The 19,144-nt window shown below is 63.8% G+C and carries 18 protein-coding genes; 12 read left to right on the top strand and 6 right to left on the bottom strand.

Annotated features, from left to right (window positions below):
- The first annotated feature begins 46 nt into the window (after positions 1-46).
- The 6 genes from L6639_RS24760 (at position 47) to recQ (ending at position 7,370) form a co-directional block, all read left to right on the top strand.
- Positions 47-241 (top strand): hypothetical protein, encoded by a 195-nt coding sequence (locus L6639_RS24760; protein ID WP_237864241.1) that lies wholly within the window; start codon positions 47-49, stop codon positions 239-241.
- A 190-nt stretch (positions 242-431) separates the two neighbouring features.
- Positions 432-1,991 (top strand): amidase family protein, encoded by a 1,560-nt coding sequence (locus L6639_RS24755; RefSeq protein WP_237864240.1) that lies wholly within the window; start codon positions 432-434, stop codon positions 1,989-1,991.
- 245 nt (positions 1,992-2,236) lie between these two features.
- Positions 2,237-3,538, top strand: coding sequence for an O-acetylhomoserine aminocarboxypropyltransferase/cysteine synthase family protein (locus L6639_RS24750; RefSeq protein ID WP_237864239.1), 1,302 nt, complete (start codon positions 2,237-2,239; stop codon positions 3,536-3,538).
- A gap of 12 nt (positions 3,539-3,550) precedes the next feature.
- Positions 3,551-4,552 carry a homoserine O-succinyltransferase MetA gene (gene metA / locus L6639_RS24745; protein WP_237864238.1) on the top strand — a complete coding sequence of 334 codons (1,002 nt, stop codon included), beginning with the start codon at positions 3,551-3,553 and terminating at the stop codon, positions 4,550-4,552.
- Between the two features lie 105 nt (positions 4,553-4,657).
- Complete coding sequence (locus tag L6639_RS24740) at positions 4,658-5,401, top strand: polysaccharide deacetylase family protein (RefSeq protein WP_237864237.1); 744 nt, start codon at positions 4,658-4,660, stop codon at positions 5,399-5,401.
- 103 nt (positions 5,402-5,504) lie between these two features.
- Positions 5,505-7,370, top strand: coding sequence for a DNA helicase RecQ (gene recQ / locus L6639_RS24735; RefSeq protein ID WP_237864236.1), 1,866 nt, complete (start codon positions 5,505-5,507; stop codon positions 7,368-7,370).
- 213 nt (positions 7,371-7,583) lie between these two features.
- On the opposite strand, the gene L6639_RS24730 is transcribed toward recQ, so the two are convergent.
- Positions 7,584-8,600 (bottom strand): 1-aminocyclopropane-1-carboxylate deaminase, encoded by a 1,017-nt coding sequence (locus tag L6639_RS24730; RefSeq protein WP_237864235.1) that lies wholly within the window; start codon positions 8,598-8,600, stop codon positions 7,584-7,586.
- A 159-nt stretch (positions 8,601-8,759) separates the two neighbouring features.
- On the opposite strand from L6639_RS24730, the gene L6639_RS24725 reads away from it, so the two are divergent.
- The 3 genes from L6639_RS24725 (at position 8,760) to L6639_RS24715 (ending at position 11,154) form a co-directional block, all read left to right on the top strand.
- Positions 8,760-9,224, top strand: coding sequence for an Lrp/AsnC family transcriptional regulator (locus tag L6639_RS24725; RefSeq protein ID WP_237864234.1), 465 nt, complete (start codon positions 8,760-8,762; stop codon positions 9,222-9,224).
- A gap of 107 nt (positions 9,225-9,331) precedes the next feature.
- Positions 9,332-10,477 (top strand): PLP-dependent cysteine synthase family protein, encoded by a 1,146-nt coding sequence (locus L6639_RS24720; protein WP_237864233.1) that lies wholly within the window; start codon positions 9,332-9,334, stop codon positions 10,475-10,477.
- A gap of 116 nt (positions 10,478-10,593) precedes the next feature.
- Positions 10,594-11,154 (top strand): carboxymuconolactone decarboxylase family protein, encoded by a 561-nt coding sequence (locus L6639_RS24715; RefSeq protein WP_237864232.1) that lies wholly within the window; start codon positions 10,594-10,596, stop codon positions 11,152-11,154.
- Positions 11,155-11,169: 15 nt separating this feature from the next.
- On the opposite strand, the gene L6639_RS24710 is transcribed toward L6639_RS24715, so the two are convergent.
- Together L6639_RS24710 and L6639_RS24705 are read right to left on the bottom strand one after the other, a co-directional pair.
- A complete protein-coding gene (locus L6639_RS24710; RefSeq protein WP_237864231.1) occupies positions 11,170-12,753 on the bottom strand; it encodes a sensor domain-containing diguanylate cyclase in 1,584 nt (527 codons plus the stop codon).
- A gap of 147 nt (positions 12,754-12,900) precedes the next feature.
- Positions 12,901-13,755 (bottom strand): hypothetical protein, encoded by an 855-nt coding sequence (locus L6639_RS24705; protein WP_249798339.1) that lies wholly within the window; start codon positions 13,753-13,755, stop codon positions 12,901-12,903.
- Positions 13,756-13,985: 230 nt separating this feature from the next.
- Here L6639_RS24705 and L6639_RS24700 point away from each other — a divergent pair, with 230 nt between their 5' ends.
- On the top strand, positions 13,986-14,231 hold the full coding sequence (locus L6639_RS24700) for a hypothetical protein (RefSeq protein ID WP_237864229.1): 246 nt from the start codon (positions 13,986-13,988) through the stop codon (positions 14,229-14,231).
- A gap of 9 nt (positions 14,232-14,240) precedes the next feature.
- Here L6639_RS24700 and L6639_RS24695 read toward each other — a convergent pair whose 3' ends face one another.
- Positions 14,241-15,176: an alpha/beta hydrolase gene (locus L6639_RS24695; protein ID WP_237864228.1), complete on the bottom strand. Its 936-nt coding sequence runs from the start codon at positions 15,174-15,176 to the stop codon at positions 14,241-14,243.
- A 151-nt stretch (positions 15,177-15,327) separates the two neighbouring features.
- Here L6639_RS24695 and L6639_RS24690 point away from each other — a divergent pair, with 151 nt between their 5' ends.
- Positions 15,328-16,215: a branched-chain amino acid aminotransferase gene (locus tag L6639_RS24690; protein WP_237864227.1), complete on the top strand. Its 888-nt coding sequence runs from the start codon at positions 15,328-15,330 to the stop codon at positions 16,213-16,215.
- Between the two features lie 6 nt (positions 16,216-16,221).
- On the opposite strand, the gene L6639_RS24685 is transcribed toward L6639_RS24690, so the two are convergent.
- Together L6639_RS24685 and phaR are read right to left on the bottom strand one after the other, a co-directional pair.
- The gene (locus L6639_RS24685) at positions 16,222-16,839 is read right to left on the bottom strand and encodes a class I SAM-dependent methyltransferase (protein WP_237864226.1); all 618 of its coding nucleotides are present in this window, start codon (positions 16,837-16,839) and stop codon (positions 16,222-16,224) included.
- A gap of 110 nt (positions 16,840-16,949) precedes the next feature.
- Complete coding sequence (gene phaR / locus L6639_RS24680) at positions 16,950-17,546, bottom strand: polyhydroxyalkanoate synthesis repressor PhaR (protein ID WP_237864225.1); 597 nt, start codon at positions 17,544-17,546, stop codon at positions 16,950-16,952.
- Between the two features lie 314 nt (positions 17,547-17,860).
- Between phaR and L6639_RS24675 the strand changes: the two genes are divergently transcribed.
- Positions 17,861-19,039, top strand: a complete 1,179-nt coding sequence (locus L6639_RS24675) for an acetyl-CoA C-acetyltransferase (RefSeq protein ID WP_237864224.1) — start codon at positions 17,861-17,863, stop codon at positions 19,037-19,039.
- Positions 19,040-19,144 lie beyond the last annotated feature (105 nt).

Genomic DNA, 19,144 nt, shown 5'->3' with positions numbered 1-19,144 from the left:
ATAAAATGCTTCGTCACTTGCTCCATTCGCTCGTCGCAATCTCATCATGACGGCCGTGACGTTGGCAGCTTTGGAGATCGGGCTCCGGATCGCCGATTTTCGCGAGCTGCGGGACGGCGTCAGCGAGCGCTCGCTGAGCTACGCCTATGACGCCGAACTCGGACGGGCCCCGGTTCGGGGATCGACCTCCGTCGGTGTGGTTGCGTCCGCCTCGCCGACACCGGAGGCGCAGCGCCGGTGACCTCAGGGCCTAGCCGCCTCCCGTCACCCGCCATCTCCCGTCTCCCGCGCGCTTCAGCACGGGATCGCTCACCCGTACCCTGACGGTTCGTCGCATTGGCGACCGCTGCCAATGCGTCATGCACAAACGCCGCTGTACAGAGGCCGCCGCCGTCCGTAACCTCCGGGCCGCAAATTTCGGGAGATGCGGCGTGGCGAAGAAGACGGCGACCAAGAAGAAAAGTGCTTCAAAGAAAGCAAAGAAGATCGCGAGTAAGAAGACCTCTTTCCGTAAAAGGGCTGTCGCGAAACCGACCGCCAAGACAGCGGTCAAGAAGGCCACGGCGCGTCGCCCCAAGGGGCCGGCCTGGCAATGGTCCGCGGTCGAGACCGCCGCCGCGATCCGCTCCGGCGCAATCTCCGCGGTGGAGACCGTTGAGGCCCATCTGGGGCGGATGCATGTGGTCAATCCCAGGCTGAATGCGGTCGTGGTCGATCTTGGAGAGGAAGCGCTGAAGGCGGCGCATGGGGCGGACAAGCAGCGCGCCAAGGGTGGCGAGCTCGGCCTCCTGCACGGCGTGCCCGTGACCATCAAGGAGAATGTCGACTACGAAGGCAGGCCCAATTTCAACGGCGTTCCCGCCAACAAGGATCTCGTTGCGCCGTCGGATTCGCCTGTCGTGCGCAACCTGAAAAAGGCCGGCGCGATCGTCATCGGCCTCACCAACACGCCGGAATTCTCGTTCCGCGGCTTCACCGACAATCCGCTGCACGGATTGACGCTCAACCCCTGGGATTCCGATATCACCTGCGGCGGCTCTTCGGGCGGCGCGGGATCGGCGGTCGCCGCCGGCATCGGCACCATCGCGCATGGCAACGATATCGGCGGTTCACTGCGCTGGCCAGCACACTGCAACGGTGTTGCGACCATCAAGCCGACGCAGGGGCGCATTCCCGCCTTCAACGCGAGTGCCACCGCAGAGCGACCGATGCTGGCGCATCTGATGTCGGCGCAAGGGCCGCTCGCACGCCATGTTGCCGACGTTCGTCTTGCGCTGGAAGCGATGAGTCAGCGCGATCCGCGCGACCCCTGGTGGGTGCCGGCGCCGCTGGTCGGACCGAAGCCGAAGGGACCGATCAAGGTCGCGCTGGCGAAAATCCCTGAAGACATGAAGGTTGATCCGTCGGTCAGCGCGGCGCTGCGGCAGGCCGCCGATCATCTGGAGCGTTCCGGCTATCGCGTCAGCGAGGTCGAGGTGCCCGACATCAACGGCGTCTGGCAGATCTGGTGCGACATCATCACCAACGAGACGGTGGTGATGCAGGAGGCCGGTATGCTGAAGGTGACGTCCGAAGACTTCCACAAGGCCTGGGGTGGCATGAAGGCCAAGGCCAATGTCCTCGACCTCAAGGCCTGGATGCAGGCGACAGCCGCGCGCAGCGGCCATATCCGCGCCTGGCAATTGTTCTTCGAGCAGTATCCAGTAGTGCTGGCGCCGACCACGGTGAAGCCGACGCCGGGCCCGCGCGACGACACCATCAGCGCCGAGCGCGTGCAGGAAATCTTCTGGGGTGAGATCCGCTTCATCTCCGCCATGAACGTCCTGGGCCTGCCCGGCGCCGTGGTGCCGGTGACCGTGCATGACGGCAAGCCGATCGGCGTGCAGCTCATCGCCGGCCGCTACCGCGAGGATCTCGCGCTGGACGCTGCCGCTGCGATCGAGAAGCGGGCGGGCGTGCTGACCCATCGGCTCTGGGAGATGATGGAGTAGGGCGATAGGACCGGTTCTCCCTCTCCATGTGTGAGGGAGAACCTTTTGGCGAGCCCGACGCAGTCGTTAATCCAAATTGACTCAAATTTTAGCCAATTCACCAACAACCGTTAGGGTTACTTCCTCGATCTCTAAGCGAATTATTGTCCGCTTTACCACCCGCCTCTAACAGAGGGACGGCGGACAACGCACATGCCTCATACAGGCCAATAAGTGCGGCCCGCGTCCCACGCGGAGGTGGTACGATGCGCAACGAGACGATCGCTATTCACGCCGGCTACGAGCCCGAAGCCACCACGCACGCGGTCGCCGTGCCGATCTACCAGACTGCCGCCTACGCCTTCGACAGCGCTGACCATGGCGCAGCGCTCTTCAATCTCGAGGCCGAAGGCTTTCGCTACAGCCGCATCGCCAATCCCACCAGCGCCGTGCTGGAGAAGCGCATCGCACAGCTCGAAGGCGGCGTCGGCGCGCTCGCGGTTGCGACTGGCCAGGCCGCGCTGCATTTCGCTTTCGTCAACGTCGCCGACCACGGCGGCAACATCGTGTCGGTGCCGCAGCTCTACGGCACGACGCATACGCTGCTTTCCCACATCCTGCCGCGGCAGGGCATCACCGGCCGCTTTGCCGAGAGCGATGCGCCCGACGCGATCGCAAGGCTGATCGACGAGAACACCCGCGCCGTGTTCGCCGAGACCATCGGCAATCCCGCCGGCAATGTTTGCGACATCGAGGCGCTGGCAAAAATTGCGCATGCTCATGGCGTGCCGCTGATAGTCGACAACACCGTCGCAACGCCCATTCTGCTCAAGCCGTTCGACTACGGCGCCGACATCGCCGTGCACTCGCTGACCAAGTTCCTGGGCGGCCACGGCACCACGCTCGGCGGTGCCATCGTCGATTCCGGCAACTTCCCCTGGGCGGAGCACGCCGACCGTTTCCCGGCCTACAACAAGCCCGACGCCTCCTATCACGGGCTCGTCTATGCCGAGCGGTTCGGCAAGACCGCCTATATCGAGCGTGCGCGCAGTGTCTATCAGCGCACCATGGGTTCGGTGCTGTCGCCGTTCAACGCCTTCCTGCTGCTCCAGGGCATCGAGACCGTGGCGCTGCGCATGGAGCGCCATTGCGAGAATGCCCGCAAGGTCGCCGAATTCCTGCGCAACGACCCGCGTGTCGCCTGGATCAATTACACCGGCTTCCCGGAAAGCCCGTATTACCAGCTGGTCCAGAAATATCTCGACGGCAACGCCTCCTCCCTGTTCACCTTCGGCATCAAGGGCGGCATGGAAGCCGGCAAGGCCTTCTATGATGCGCTGAAGCTGATTACGCGGCTCGTCAACATTGGCGACGCCAAGTCGCTGGCCTGCCATCCGGCCTCGACCACGCACCGCCAGATGTCGGCGGAGCAACAGCGCACTGCAGGTGTTCTGCCGGAGACGATCCGCCTCTCGATTGGCATCGAGCACGCCTCAGACATCATCGAGGACATCGATCAGGCGCTGGAAAAGGCCTGTCCGGCCGCGCGTCTTCAGGCCGCGGAGTAGGCAGTCGGACCGATGAGCGTCTTGATCGCCAGGGATCAAGGTATCGCGAGCCCGGCGCTGGTTCCAGCCGAAGGCGACCTCGCGCGCGTTCATGCGGTTCCTGAGCTCACCATTGGGTTGATCAACAACATGCCGGATACGGCGCTAAAGGCGACCGAGCGGCAGTTCATGAAGCTGCTCCAGGCCGCTGCAGGGCCGCGCCGCATCCGCTTCCATTGCTTCTCGCTGCCGTCGGTTAAGCGCTCGCCGGAAGCGAAGTGGCATGTCGAGAGCGAATATTCCGACCTCGCGGATCTCAAGCACCAAAAATTCGATGGCCTGATCGTGACGGGCGCGGAGCCGGTCGCGCCCGAGCTCGACCAGGAGCCGTACTGGCGCGATCTTACCGAGCTGATCGACTGGGCCAGGGTCAATACGCGCTCGACGATCTGGTCGTGCCTTGCCGCCCATGCGGCGGTGCTGCATCTTGATCGCATCGAACGACAGCGGCTGTCGTCGAAATGCCATGGGATATTCGACTGCGAGGCCGTGACCGGCGACCCGCTGACCCGCAATGCGCCGGCACCGCTCAAGGTCTCGCATTCGCGCCTGAATGAAGTGACCGAACGCGATCTAGCGCAGGCCGGTTATCAGGTGCTGAGCCGGTCGGCCCAGGCTGGCGTCGACGTCTTCATCCGGCAGTATGCCAGCCGCTTCGTGTTCTTCCAGGGCCATCCCGAGTATGACGCATTGTCGCTGCAGCGCGAATATCTGCGCGACATCGGTCGTTATCTCGCGCGTGAGCGGGAGGTCTATCCCGCCCTCCCGGTGAGTTATTTTGACGCAACGACGGAGGACAAGCTCGCGCGCTTCGAGAAACGGGCGAAGCACCAGCGTCATCCGGCGCTGACCAACGAGCTGCCAGCGCTGACTTTGCGCACAGATATCGCGGCTGGCACCGCCGCAGCGGTGCTTTTCAGCAATTGGCTGCAATATCTCGGTGCGGACGCCGATGCTCCGCTGCTTGCGCGTTAGTCCGAGGCTGGTGGCTCCGCATTAGGATTACCCAAGCGTTAAGCTTGCCTCACACCCCGCGCAAATGTTTCAGTACAGAAACACAGACTCACAGGGAATGCACTCGTGCTGTCGGGCCTCAACGGACGCTTGAGCAATCGGCTGGCGCGGCATTTCCGCGCCGCTCCGCACCGCCTGCCGGCGCACGCGCCGATGGTGAGCTTCACCTTCGATGATGCACCCGATAGCGCAGCAGGCGAGGGCGCTGCGCTGCTGGAATCGCATGATGGGCGCGGCACGTTCTATATCGCAGGCAGCCTGATCAATCAGCCCGGAGACCACTGGCACGGTCTGTCGAACGAGGCGATCGTTCGGCTGCATCGCGCCGGTCACGAGATCGGCTGCCATACTTTCTCGCATTCGCGCGCGGTCGATCTCGACGAGAGTGCGATGGCGCGCGAGATCGAGCGGAACCGCAGCCATTTTCGCGGCATCGATAGCTCGATCCGGCTTGAGAATTTTGCCTATCCGTACGGCCTCGCCTCGGTCTGGCGCAAACCGCAGCTCGCCAAAATCTTTCGTTCGGCGCGGGGGATCCTTCCCGGCGTCAACAACGACGTGATCGATCTCCAGTTCCTGCGCGCTTCGCCGCTGGTCAATTGCGAGATCGATACGGATGGTGTCGATCGCTATTTCGACGAGGCGGTGGCAAGCGGCGGCTGGCTGATCTTCTACGGCCATGACGTTGTCGATGCGCCGAGCCCCTATGGCTGCACGCCGGCCCTGCTGCGCCACGCGCTGATGGCGGCGGCATCGCGCAACATGCCGATTGTGACAGTCGCCGAAGCCTTGCGCCGGATCGGGGCGTAGCTTTTCAACTCTTGCGGCAAGTGGAAGGTGAAGATGGGCTTGCCACGCCCGCGCGGTCATGCGACTGGCGTTGTGGCGAATCTCTTAGACCCTCGACACCCCCATGTCCGTCCCTTCCACCGCTCCGCTGCCCGCGCCGGCCGATGGCCGCGATGCGCTGTCGGTGTTGCGTTCGGTGTTCGGCCTGCCGGGCTTTCGCGGCGCGCAGGGTGAGATCATCCGTCATGTGACTGATGGCGGCAATTGCCTGGTGCTGATGCCGACCGGCGGCGGCAAATCGTTGTGCTATCAATTGCCGTCGCTGTTGCGCGAAGGCTGCGGCATCGTGGTCTCGCCGCTGATCGCGCTGATGCGTGACCAGGTCGCGGGCCTGATCGAGGCCGGCGTCAACGCCGCCGCGCTGAACTCGTCGCTGTCGTTCCAGGAGGCCTCCGAGATCGAGCGGCGCCTGATCGCAGGCGATCTCGACCTGCTCTATGTCGCGCCCGAACGGCTGGTGACGCCGCGCTGCCTGTCGATGCTGGCGCAGGCCAAGGTGGCGCTGTTCGCGATCGACGAGGCGCATTGCGTCTCGCAATGGGGGCACGATTTCCGGCCTGAATATGTCGGCCTCTCCATCATCGCCGAGCGCTTTCCCGACGTGCCCCGCATCGCGCTGACCGCGACCGCGGATGAGCTGACGCGGAAAGAGATCGTCCAGCGGCTCCAGCTGGCCGACAGCCCGCAATTTGTCTCCAGCTTCGACCGGCCCAACATCCGTTACGAGATCGTCGACAAGCGCAACGCGGTGTCGCAGCTGAAGGATTTCATCCGGGAACGGCATGCTGGCGACGCCGGCGTGGTCTATTGCCTATCGCGCAATCGTGTCGAGGAGGTCGCGGCCGCACTCGACGAGGCCGGCATTTCGGCGCTGCCCTATCACGCCGGCCTCGACAGCAGCGTGCGCTCGCGCAACCAGGACCGTTTCCTCAACGAGGACGGCATCGTCATCGTCGCGACCATCGCTTTCGGCATGGGCATCGACAAGCCCGACGTGCGCTTCGTCGCCCATCTCGACCTGCCCAAGAGCATCGAGGCCTATTACCAGGAAACCGGACGCGCCGGGCGCGACGGCAAGCCGTCGGTCGCCTGGATGGCCTATGGCCTCTCCGACATCGTGCAGCAGCGCCGGATGATCGACGAATCCAGCGGCTCCGACGATTTCAAGCGCGTGTCGATCGGCAAGCTGGATGCACTGGTCGGCCTCGCCGAGACCGCGCAGTGCCGGCGCAGGCGGCTGCTCGCCTATTTCGGCGAGACGGTAGGCACCGAGAATTGCGGCAATTGCGACAACTGCCTGACGCCGCCAAAAATGCGTGACGGTAAGGTGCTGGCGCAGAAACTGCTGTCCTGTGTTTATCGGACGGGACAACGTTTCGGCGCGATGCACCTGATCGACGTGCTGATCGGGCGCCTGACCGACAAGGTGACGCAGTTCGGCCACGACAAGCTGTCGGTGTTCGGCATCGGGCGCGAGCTCAACGAAAAGCAATGGCGGACCGTGCTGCGGCAGCTGGTCGCGATGGGGCATTTACAGGCCGACAGCGAAGCCTACGGCGCAATGAAGCTGACGGAGACTGCGCGGGGCGTGCTGCGCGGTGAGACCGAAGTTTGGCTGCGCGAGGAAGCACCTGGAACCCGCGTCCGCGCAAGTCGTGCCAAGGTCCGCCGCGGCGACCTTGCGCCCGCAGCGAACACGCCGCAGGGCGATATCGATCCCGAATTGCGCGCGCGACTACGGTCGTGGCGCTCGGATGTGGCGCGCGAGCGCGGCGTGCCGGCCTATGTCGTGCTGCACGATGCCACCATCGACGGCATCGTGCGGGCCTGGCCGACCACGCTCGACGAGCTGCGCAATGTCCCCGGCATCGGCGACAAGAAGCTCGAGCATTACGGCGAGGAGCTGTTGCAGATCGTCAGGACGCGGTAGGGGCGCGCCGATCTTTCCATATCGTCATCCCGGACAAGCGCGCCTGAAGCGCGCGAAGATCCAGGATCCATACCGCGTGATTGATCGATTGTGATCGGCAGAAGTCTCAAACTGCAAGTCTTCGCCAAACATCTCCCTGGGGGTATAGGTCCCGGGTCTGCGCTTGCGCTTGCCCAGGACGACACCAGTTGTGTTCGGCGCGAGCAGAGCCTCTTAACCGTTCCGGAACGCGTAACCGTAGCCGTTCAGTGCCGGCGCGCCGCCGAGATGGGCGTAGAGGACCTTCGCGCCCTTCTCGAAATAGCCCTTCTTGGTGAGGTCGATCAGGCCTTGCATCGATTTGCCTTCATAGACAGGGTCGGTGATCATCGCTTCTAACCGTGCGGTGAGGCGGATCGCTTCCTTGGTCTCTTCCGACGGCACGCCATAGGCGGGATAGGCGTAGTCCTCGATCAGCACGACGTCGTCTGCAACGATGTCCTTGCCGAGTTCGACGAGCTTGGCCGTGTTCTGGGCGATCGAGAGCACCTGCGCCTTGGTCTGATCAGGGGTGAACGAACCATCGATGCCGATCACCTTTCGCGCGCGGCCGTCGTCGGCGAAGCCGACCAGCATGCCGGCATGAGTCGAGCCGGTAACGGTGCAGACGACAATGTAGTCGAACTTGAAGCCGAGCTCTTTCTCCTGCTTACGCACTTCCTCGGCGAAGCCGACATAGCCGAGACCGCCGAACTTATGCACGGACGCGCCGGCGGGAATAGCGTAAGGCTTGCCGCCCGCAGCCTTCACTTCCTCGACCGCCTGCTCCCAGCTCTTGCGGATGCCGATGTCGAAGCCGTCGTCGACCAGGCGCACGTCGGCGCCCATGATGCGCGAGAGCATGATGTTGCCGACGCGGTCATAGACGGCGTCCTCGTGCGGCACCCAGGCTTCCTGCACGAGCCGGCACTTCATGCCGATCTTGGCCGCGACGGCCGCGATCATGCGGGTGTGGTTGGACTGCACGCCGCCGATCGAGACCAGCGTATCGGCGTTCGAGGCGATCGCATCGGGAATGATGTATTCGAGTTTGCGCAGCTTGTTGCCGCCATAGGCGAGGCCGGAATTGCAGTCTTCGCGCTTGGCGTAGATCTCGACATTGCCGCCGAGATGTTTTGACAGCCGCTCCAGCTTCTCGATGGGCGTCGGACCGAAGGTCAGCGGATAGCGCGCGAATTTGTCCAGATTCATGGGATCATCCCTGATGGCGTTGTGTCTGGGATGTGGCTATCATTGCAGAATGAGAAGGTGCTCTCGAATTTTGCGCCAACATTGCGCGTTTTCTTGCAGAAATATCCATATGGGCTAAGATTTCTTCCTAGTAAGTCCAAATATTTGGAAGCTTCTTCCATGTCAGCGCGGCTCGACCGTATCGACCTCAAGATGTTGAGATTGCTGCAGAATAACGGCCGGCTCAGCAACGCCGAGCTGGCTGTGTCAGTCGCGATCAGCCCAGCCACCTGCCATCGCCGCACCCAGCGCCTGTTCGAGGACGGCTTTATCGCCACGGTTCGCGCCATGGTGGCGCCGAAGAAGGTGGCCAAGGGCACGCTTGTGATGGTCGGCGTCGTGCTCGACCGTTCGACACCGGAGAGCTTTGCCACCTTCGAGCAGGCGATTGCCAAGCTCAAATTCGTGCTCGACTGCCATCTCGTCGCCGGCGATTTCGACTACTTCCTCAAGATCCGAGTCGGCGACATGGAGGATTTCAACCGCATCCATGGCGAGCAGCTCATCGCGCTGCCCGGCGTGCGCCAGACCCGCACCTTCTTCGTGATGAAGGAAGTCGTCGACAACGCGCCGCTGGAGTTCTGAGCGATAGCGTTTTCCAGCGAAGTGGAAACCGGTTCGCGCCATGAAAACGCGTCAAACGACAGTCCAGAGCTATTGATGCGCGATGCGCATCGTGAGAGATTCACCCAATGCCGCCGCTTCCCTTTCGTCCGCATGATCCCGCCGCCCCTAGCTACCGGCGCGGCTGGGTCGACGAGGCCGTGGCCGCGATCGAAGCCGATCAGTGTCGCACGGCCGACACTCATCTGATCCGGCTGATCGTGCCGGCGCTGTCAGGCATCGATCTCTACCTGAAGGACGAATCCACGCATCCGACTGGCAGCCTGAAGCACCGGCTGGCGCGCTCGCTGTTCCTCTACGCGCTCTGCAATGGCCACATCCGCGAAGGCACGCCTGTGGTGGAAGCGTCGTCGGGCTCGACCGCGGTGTCGGAAGCCTATTTCGCAGAGATGATCGGTGTACCCTTCTACGCCGTGATGCCCCGCACGACTTCGGCGGAGAAGATCGCTGCGATCGAGCATTATGGCGGCAATTGCCATCTGATCGACGATGGCCGCGCGCTCTATGCGGAAGCCGCCGCGCTCGCGACCCGGTTGAACGGCCACTACATGGACCAGTTCACCTTCGCCGAGCGAGCCACCGACTGGCGCGGCAACAACAACATCGCCGAATCGATCTTCACGCAGTTGAAGGGCGAGCCGCATCCCCTTCCGGACTGGATCGTGATGGGGGCGGGCACCGGCGGCACGTCGGCCACCATCGGCCGCTATTTGCGTTATCGCCAATATTCGACGCGGCTCTGCGTCGCCGATGTGGAGCATTCCGCTTTCTTCGACTGCTTCCGCTCGCAAGACCGCTCCCGTGTTTGCGAACGCCCCTCGCTGATCGAAGGCGTCGGCCGGCCGCGCTGCGAGCCATCCTTCGTGCCTGGCGTGGTCGATCGCATGATAAAGATCCCGGATGCGGCGACGATCGCCGCGATGAACGTGCTGTCGCGCCGCCTGCGCCGCGCGGTCGGCGGCTCCACCGGCACGAATTTCCTGGCGCTGTGCCGGCTCGCATCCGAGATGCGAAAGGCAGGTCAGACGGGATCGCTGGTGACGCTGATCTGCGATTCCGGCGAGCGTTATCGGCAGACCTATTATGAGCCGGCCTGGCTCGCCGCGCGCGGTCTCGATCCCGCGCCCGTCGAGGCGGCGTTGTCGTCATTCCTCGAGACCGGACAGCCGCTGGAGCTCGCAATCGACGACGTCGTCAACCCACAGAGGCCGTGAGCCTTGTAGGCTTCGTGCTGCCATTTTGTGAATTTGCACGGTCGTCACAGCAACTTCACTTGTCATGTACGCGCACGCGGGCGACGGTCGCCCCTTCTCAACGAGGAGATCCTGCCGTGCGCCTTCCCATTCTCGATCCGAAAGAGCTGAGCGACGAACAGAAGCCGCTCTATGCCGACATGCAAGCGGGCATCAAGGATCACTTCAAGGGCTTTGTGAACATGCGCGAGGACGGCGCACTGCTTGGTCCCTGGAATCCCTGGATCAGCGAACCGCGCTTCGGCAAGCCGGTATGGGAGCTGGTCAAGGCGATTGCGTCGAACCCACTGCTTCCGGCGCCCGTGCGCGAGGTCGCGATCCTCGTCACCGGTTCGCATTTCCGCTCGGGCTACGAGCTCTACGCCCATGTGCTGGTGGCCGAGCAGCGCGGCCTCTCCGACGAGAAGCTCGCGACCATCGTCGCCGGACAGCGGCCGGTCGATCTCACCAAGCAGGAGGCCGTTGCCTATGACATGGCGTCTGCGCTGGTGAGCGGTGGCGTTCTGCCTGAGCTGACCTATCGGGCCGCGGTGAAGGAGTTCGGCGAGCACGGCGCGGCCGAGCTGTCCTATCTCGTCGGGGTCTATTGCATGGTCTCGGTGACGCTGAACACTTTCGATGTACCTGTGCCGGATTAAATCGGCTGCGGACGATCACTCCGCCGCCCTGTTTGCAGGCGGCGGAGGATTCCAGGCGATGCAGCGATTGCGGCCCTCGTTCTTGGCCTGGTAGAGCGCCTCATCGGCCGCGCCCATCAGCGCGTCGATGCCGGACATGCTGACGGTGGCCTCGGCAATTCCAATGCTGACGGTGACGCCGAACTGCACCTGATGGGCGTTCAGCCGGATCGCCATCGCGCGTTTGCGGATTCGCTCTGCGACGAGTTTGGCGCGTGACAGGCTGGTCTCGGGCAGCAGAACCGCGAACTCCTCGCCGCCGATACGACCGACGAGATCGGACTTGCGCTTGCCCTCGTTGCATGCGGCTGCAACGGCCTTGATCGCTTCGTCACCGACCGCATGACCGTACCGGTCATTGACCGACTTGAAATGGTCGATGTCGAGCATCAGAACCGAGACGGAGCGGTAATAGCGCTGGAAGCGGCTCCATTCCGCATCGAGCGCCCCCAGGAAATGCCGACGGTTGTACAGGCCCGTGAGCGAATCGGTGGTCGCCAGTCGCTCCAGCATGGCGGCCTTGTTGGTGAGATCAGTGATGTCGACATAGGTCAGCATCCGGCCGCCATTCGACATCGTGGTGCAATGAGCCCTGATCCGCCGCCCGTCGGGCGTTTGAAGGTCGCGCACGTGATCGCCGGCCATGACCTCGGCAACGCGCTTGCCCGGGAATTTTGCCAGCTCGTTCGCCGCCAGGTCGGGTGCGCTGGCGCGCTGCATGCGGCTCACAAGTGAAGCGTAGGCCGGGCGGACCGCGGCCTCCTCCTCGCTCACCTCCCAGAACCGGCGCATCCGCAGATTCATGAAGCTCGCGTTCAAGTCGGAGTCGAGCAGGAGAACGCCGTCCTGAACATTCTCCAGGGCGTCCCGCAGCAGCTTCAGCTCGTCCGAGGTACGCACAATGTCGGTGACCGGCGTATAGGTCAGCATGCGCCCGCCGTCCGGCAATGGCGTGCATTGGACGCGCACGACGTCGCCATTGGTTTGGCGCACATCGATGGGGGTCGGATCGCCAGCCTCAATCACGCGGACGCGCTCAATCACGTGGGCCTCGAGGACGGGGTCTGGCACCTCATAGGCTCCGATGTCGCGCCCGTGATGAAGCAGCGTGAGAATGGACGGATTGCTGTCGGCGACCTGGTCAGGCAAGTGCCACATCTGGCGAAACGACCGGTTGATGAGGCGCGCCCTGAGATTGGCATCGAGCAGCACGATTCCGGTCGGCACGTGATCGAGGGCCGCGCGCAGCGCCAGCATCTGGGCGCGCATCAGCGCATCGGTCGAGCGTCCCTGTCCGTCGCCGGCCGGGCGATCGATGGCGTCCGGCTGCTCGAAGGCAACCCCGACCTGACGGTCCGACCGCCAGATCACCCGGCAGCTCAGGATATCGCGTCCCTGAAGCCTGAGCTGGAACCGGTCGGGAACACCGAGGCCGCTCTCCATTTCGAGCGTCGCGGCTTCCTCGGAAAGCCGGCGCACGACGCAGTCGATCGACGACTGGCCGAAATTGAAAAAGATCTTCCCAGCAAGGAACGTCCGTTCCGTGACCAAGCGGGACATTCGCAGACTCCAGTGCGAAAACGAAGTGAAAGGTCGCCTCAGTGTCGCGCTAGGTTACTTGCGGCAATGTAACGCGCTCGACGTTTTCGGAAGAGGATTAACGAGCGGTTGACGCGGTGTTTGCAAAATATCCACCATGGCTCGCGGTCAATTGCGCACGGCGTAAAGCGGCGTGCGCAGGGTCACCTGATAGGACGGCTTCGGCATCCACGCGATCTGCGCGGTGATGCCGAACAGACGGTTGTCATTGTCATCCATGCGGTCGAGGTCGAGCCGCAGGATGGGCTGGGTGAAGGCCTCGGCCAGCGTCCGGCCCGCGAGCTGCGCGCCGCCGAATGATTGCACGCCCAGGCGTCCGGTGAACTTCCAATTGCTTGGCCATTGGTAATAGCCGCCGGCATAGAGGATCGTGTTCGGCTTGATCCGGGCGAGCTGACTGGCGATGTCGGTGTGGGTGTATTGCACGCCGGCGAGCCAGCCCCGCGTCTCGTCCTCGTCAAGCGCGTAGTCGAATTCCAGAACGTGGTTGAACGAATTCGTCATGCCCTGTTCGTTCGGCACCGACTGCGTCAGGGTGGATTGCAGCGTGATGGTCGGGATCGTGCCTCCGTTCTGCTGGTGGAGATCGGCCTGCACGCCGATATTCCAGCTGGTGATGTCGAAGGACGACCAGCCGCCACCGATATCCGTCGACGAGCCGGAGACGCCGCCATAGAGGGACACGCGATCGCTGACATCCACGGTCAGCGGCAGGTCGACGGCGATCGATTTCGCGGCCGGCAAGCCGTTCGGCAGTGTCCCGCCGCGCAGCGTCGCCAGCGCCTCGAACGCGGCTGAGAGTGAGGTGTTGCCGAACCCAAGTCCGAACGTGCCCGCGGGGATCGTTGCATAGGTCGTGCGGAGATCGAGATAGATGTTCGGGACAGCAGGCTTTGCCGGCGTGTCCTCCTCATCGGCGGCGTAGGCGGCGCCCGCCGAGGCCGTCAGGCAAAGCAGTCCCATCGCGACGGCGCGCCAAGCCGGACGATATGGTGGGCTGCGGTGGAGCACGTGACTATCCGACGCGTGGCACTCAGGTGACGGAATGGCTCGCTAGATGGAACGTGATCGTCCGTGGGGTCAAGGTCTATCCGTGCGCCGTGGACGATGCGGACGTGCCCGGTTACCTTGCCGTGATCGCGCAGACACACTTGCCCACCACAGTGCCGGCAGGCCAATAGAGGACGACAGCCATGAACACGTCACGCCGCATTCTGCTCGCTGGTCTGGCTGGGCTTGCCGTGGCTCCGACCGCCGTGACCGCCGCGCCGATTCCGGCTGTTGGTGACACCACCGTCGCCGAAGAGCGCTTCGCGCGCATGATTGCCGCAGCCCATGCACCCGACGTCACCTGCGTGCGGCAGGCCGGACGCTATGCGGATGCGCATTGGCCGGAATATGTTGCCGCTGCGAAGGCCGTGCTCGACGCGAGAGCGTGACTCGCGTGCCTACTTCTCCACCGCGCGTCTGACCTGCTCGCCGATCTGCGACAGTACGAGCTGCGCCTGCGGCAGGATCGCGCCCATGGCGTGGAAATTGTGGACCATGCCGTCATGGCAGACGTGCTCGACCGAGACGCCCGCGGCGAGCAGCTTGCGCGCATAGGCATTGCCCTCGTCGCGCATCGGGTCGAACTCGGCGGTGTGGATGATCGTCGTCGGCAGGCCTGCGAGCCGCGTCGCGCGCAGCGGGGAGATGCGGGGATCGGCGGCATCCAGCCCCTCGGGCAGATAGTCGGACAGATCGGCCTCGATGGTGACGCGGTCGATCAGATGCCCTTCCGCGAACGCCTCGCGCGAGGGGGAGATCTCCTCGAAATCCAGCACCGGACAGATCAGGCATTGTGCGGCGATAGAGAGGCCGGCGATCTGTGCCGCCTCCTGACAGACGATCGCCGCAAGCGTGGCGCCAGCAGAATCGCCGCCGACAACCAGCCGCTCGGCATCGATGCCGAGTGTTTCAGCTTCGCGTGCCACCCATTCGGTGGCCGCGATCGCGTCGTCGACGGCAGCGGGATATCGGTGCTCGGGCGCGAGGCGGTAGTCGACCGACACGAGACGGCACCCGGTCGCATGCGCCAGCGCCGCCGCGATACGGTCATGCGTCGCAATGCTGCCTGCCACCAGCCCGCCGCCATGAAAGAAAACGAAGCCTGACGAGCGGGCGCCGGCAGACGTTGGCGAATAGAGCCGATAGGGCAGCTCTCCGCCGGGGCCGGGCAATACGCCGTCGGAGGCAGTCACATCAGGCGCCTCGGCTCGGGCAAACTGCATCAGCTTCGCCAGCGATTGCCGACGCGCCTCGACGCTCGGCCGGGTCCGCGCCTGCGGCGCAGCTGCGGCCATCATGGTCAGCAAGCGCTTCGCGAGTGGATCGAGCGGCATGGGAAACTCCAGTGACGTGCCGGACATTATAGCCGGTTTGCTCGCGATGTTGTCTCAACCTCCGTTCGGGGCGAGAGTTGATGCTTCGCCGCAGCAAATCGTTTAGAAATTGGGACAATAGTGCCCGGATATTTTTCGAGGGAGGCCTGTCGTGGCCGAGATCAAGAAGCCGATTGACTATTCGCCGAGCTGGACCTTCTTCGAAGGCAAATGGCACGAGGGCAATGTGCCGATCATGGGGCCGCGTACGCATGGCGCCTGGCTCGGCTCGGTGGTGTTCGACGGAGCGCGGGCCTTCGAAGGCGTCGCGCCCGATCTCGACCGTCACGTTGCCCGCGCCAATCAATCCGCGATCAATTTCGGCCTGAAGCCGGTGGTCGATGCCGATACCTGGTTGGCGCTCGCCAATGACGGCATCGCGCGCTTCGCACCGAACGCCGAGCTCTATATCCGTCCGATGTATTGGGCACAGAATGGCGCCGGCGGCGGCGTGCTGTTCGACCCCGAGACCACCAATTGGTGCCTGTGCATCTACGAGGCGCCGATGCCAAAACCAACCGGCAATGCGATCACGCTGTCGCCGTTCCGCAGGCCTACCGCCGAATGTGCGCCGGTCGATGCGAAAGCCGCCTGCCTCTACCCGAACAATTCGCGCGCTCTCGCCGAAGCAGCATCGCGCGGCTTCCAGAACGCGCTGATGCTCGACCTGCTCGGCAATGTCGCCGAGTTCGGCAATTCCAATGTGTTCATGGCCAAGGACGGTGTTGTCTTCACGCCGGCGCCGAACGGCACCTTCCTCAATGGGATCACGCGCCAGCGCGTGATCAACCTGCTCCGCGGCGACGGCGTCACCGTGGTCGAGAAGACGCTGCGCTATCAGGACTTTCTCGCCGCCGACGAGATTTTCTCCACCGGCAATTTTGCCAAGGTCGCGCCCGTGATTCGTATCGACGAGCGGGAGCTGCAGCCGGGTCCGTTCTACACCAAGGCGCGCAAGCTCTATTGGGACTTTGCCCATGCGGTGAAGCTGGCGGCCTGACGAAAGCTAGCCCCGCCGCCGAAACCGGCTGAACTGAAACGCCTGTGTCGATTGCCACGGCGTTTGATGTGTCTCGCTGCGCGTCTCGACCAGCTCGAACCCGGGCCCAAGCTCGCTTGAGAGGCTCGCGCTGTCATGCCGTTGCACCGGCAGCCCGCTGCATTTCTCCGGGCCGTCAGGCGCGAACGTTGCGATGATCACGTGTCCGCTCGGCGCAACCGCCGACCGCAGTCGCTCGACATAGGCAGCCCGGTCGTGCGGATCGGTTAGGAAGTGAAACGCGGCGCGATCGTGCCAGACATCCCACGTCCTCGCCGGGCGCCATGACGTGGCGTCGGCAACGATCCAGTCGACCGCTGAGGCGGCCGTACCGATTCGCGTCTTTGCGGCGTCGAGCGCGTTGGCGGAGAGGTCCAGCACCGCAATGTCGCGATATCCATCTTGTAGCAGCGCATCGACCAGCCGCGATGCGCCGCCACCGATGTCGATGATGCCGACGGTATGATCCGGACTGGCCGCTCGGATCATCTCGAGCGAGATCGCCGGGTTGTCCTGAAACCAGCTGACCTCGGTCTCGCCCTTGGTGGCGTAGACATTCTGCCAGTGCGTAGTTCGGTCAGACATGGCGGCTCCGGCCCTGGCCGGGGAGGGCGGCGCCGCCAACGGCGATGCCGCAATCAATCGGGAATTCGCGCGCCCGCCGCAGTCGGACGCGCCCGCCGTTGTGAAGGGACTTACTCGTCCTTCTTCGACATCCGCTCGAGGCGTTCCTGCATGTCCTTCATCTGCTGGCGCAGGTCGTCGATATTGGTGTCCTTGGCCGGCTCCGCGCTGGCGTCGGGTTCTGGCTCCGGCGTGCCCGCCGGGCGGCCCGGCGTGGGGACAAACGGCTTGAACATCGAGAAGGTCTGCTGGAACAGCTCCATGTTGCGGCGGACCTGTTCTTCCAGCGGCGCGAAGGGCGTGCCGGACAGCGTGTTGGCGATCTGCTTGCGGAACTTCTCCTGCTCCTGGGTCAGCGTCGCGATCGACTGCTCCAGATATTTCGGCACCACCATCTGCATGCTATCGCCATAGAAGCGGATCAGCTGGCGCAGGAAGGTGGTCGGCAGGAGATTCTGGCCGGCCTTGTTCTCCTGCTCGAAGATGATCTGGGCGAGCACGGAGCGGGTGATGTCGTCACCGGTCTTGGCGTCGTAGACCAGGAAATCTTCGCCGTCCTTGACCATGGCGGCGAGGTCTTCGAGCGTCACGTAGGTGCTCGTTCCGGTGTTGTAGAGCCGGCGGTTCGCGTATTTCTTGATCGTGGTGGGTTGGTCTGATTTCGCCATGGGCTCTCACTTGCAAACGCGGAGAACAGGAACCTGCAGGGCTATGCCGCAGGGCGGGAAGAGTACGCAACGCAACAAAATAAGCATTTTCAAAGGGCTCACGCTACCGTTTTGTGCGGCACGGTTAATCGCGGTGCAAAATCTTGCTTGCGAAAGCGCCAAGAACGCTATTTTGAATGCGCTGCGGCATGAATTCGGTCGCCGGCCGATTGACATGCCTCAACGACGTTAACAGGATGGCTCACGAGACTGGCGAACGCTTTTCCAGCCCCGCCGCCCCCTCTACACAGAACCTCAAGCCTCAGGAGATGCCCATGTCAGACGATGTCGTCATCGTCAGCGCCGCCCGCACCCCGGTCGGAAGCTTCAACGGAGCCTTCGCGACCCTTCCCGCACATGACCTCGGCGCCGTCGCCATCAAGGCCGCGCTGGAGCGCGGTGGCATCGAGCCCGGCCGGGTCTCGGAAGTCATCATGGGCCAGATCCTGACCGCTGCCCAAGGCCAGAATCCGGCCCGCCAGGCCTCGATCATAGCCGGCATCCCCGTGGAGAGCCCGGCCTGGGGCGTCAACCAGCTCTGCGGCTCGGGTCTTCGCACGGTCGCGCTCGGCTACCAGGCGCTGCTCAATGGTGATTCCGAGATCGTGGTCGCTGGCGGCCAGGAATCCATGAGCATGGCTCCGCACGCCCAGTACCTTCGCGGCGGCGTCAAGATGGGCGCGGTCGAGTTCGTCGACACCATGATCAAGGACGGTCTGTGGGATGCCTTCAACGGCTACCACATGGGCAACACCGCCGAGAACGTCGCGCGGCAGTGGCAGATCACCCGCGCCCAGCAGGACGAGTTCGCAGTCGCCTCGCAGCAGAAGGCTGAAGCTGCGCAGAAGGCCGGCAAGTTCACGGATGAGATCGTCCCCGTCACCATCAAGACCCGCAAGGGCGATATCGTCGTCAGCGCTGACGAATATCCGCGCCATGGCGCCACGATCGATGCGATGGCCAAGCTCAAGCCTGCCTTCGAGAAGGACGGCACGGTCACCGCCGGCTCTGCCTCCGGCATCAATGACGGCGCCGCCGCCGTGGTGCTGATGACGGCCAAGCAGGCCGCCAAGGAAGGCAAGAAGCCGCTCGCGCGCATCGTGTCCTGGGCGCAGGCCGGCGTCGATCCGAAGATCATGGGCTCGGGCCCGATCCCGGCCTCGCGCGCCGCGCTGAAGAAGGCCGGCTGGAGCGTCGGCGATCTCGACCTGATCGAGGCCAACGAGGCCTTCGCGGCGCAGGCCTGCGCCGTCAACAAGGACCTTGGTTGGGACACCTCCAAGGTCAACGTCAACGGCGGTGCGATCGCGATCGGTCATCCGGTCGGCGCGTCCGGCGCGCGCGTGCTGGTGACGCTGCTGCACGAAATGCAGAAGCGTGATGCGAAGAAGGGCCTTGCCACGCTGTGCATCGGCGGCGGCATGGGTATCGCGATGTGTCTCGCGCGCGACTGAAGCTGACACTTGACTGACGGGTGCGCTGCACACGTCAGTGAGTGCGTTGCACGCGATTAAAAAGGCAGCGGTTGCAAATCAAATATTCTTCGCAACCGCGCAAGC

Origin of the sequence: Bradyrhizobium zhengyangense, assembly GCF_022012555.1 — a bacterium.
Taxonomy (GTDB): Bacteria; Pseudomonadota; Alphaproteobacteria; order Rhizobiales; family Xanthobacteraceae; genus Bradyrhizobium; species Bradyrhizobium zhengyangense.
Note: the sequence above shows the minus strand (reverse complement) of the source record. Positions and strands in the feature narration are given on the sequence as shown.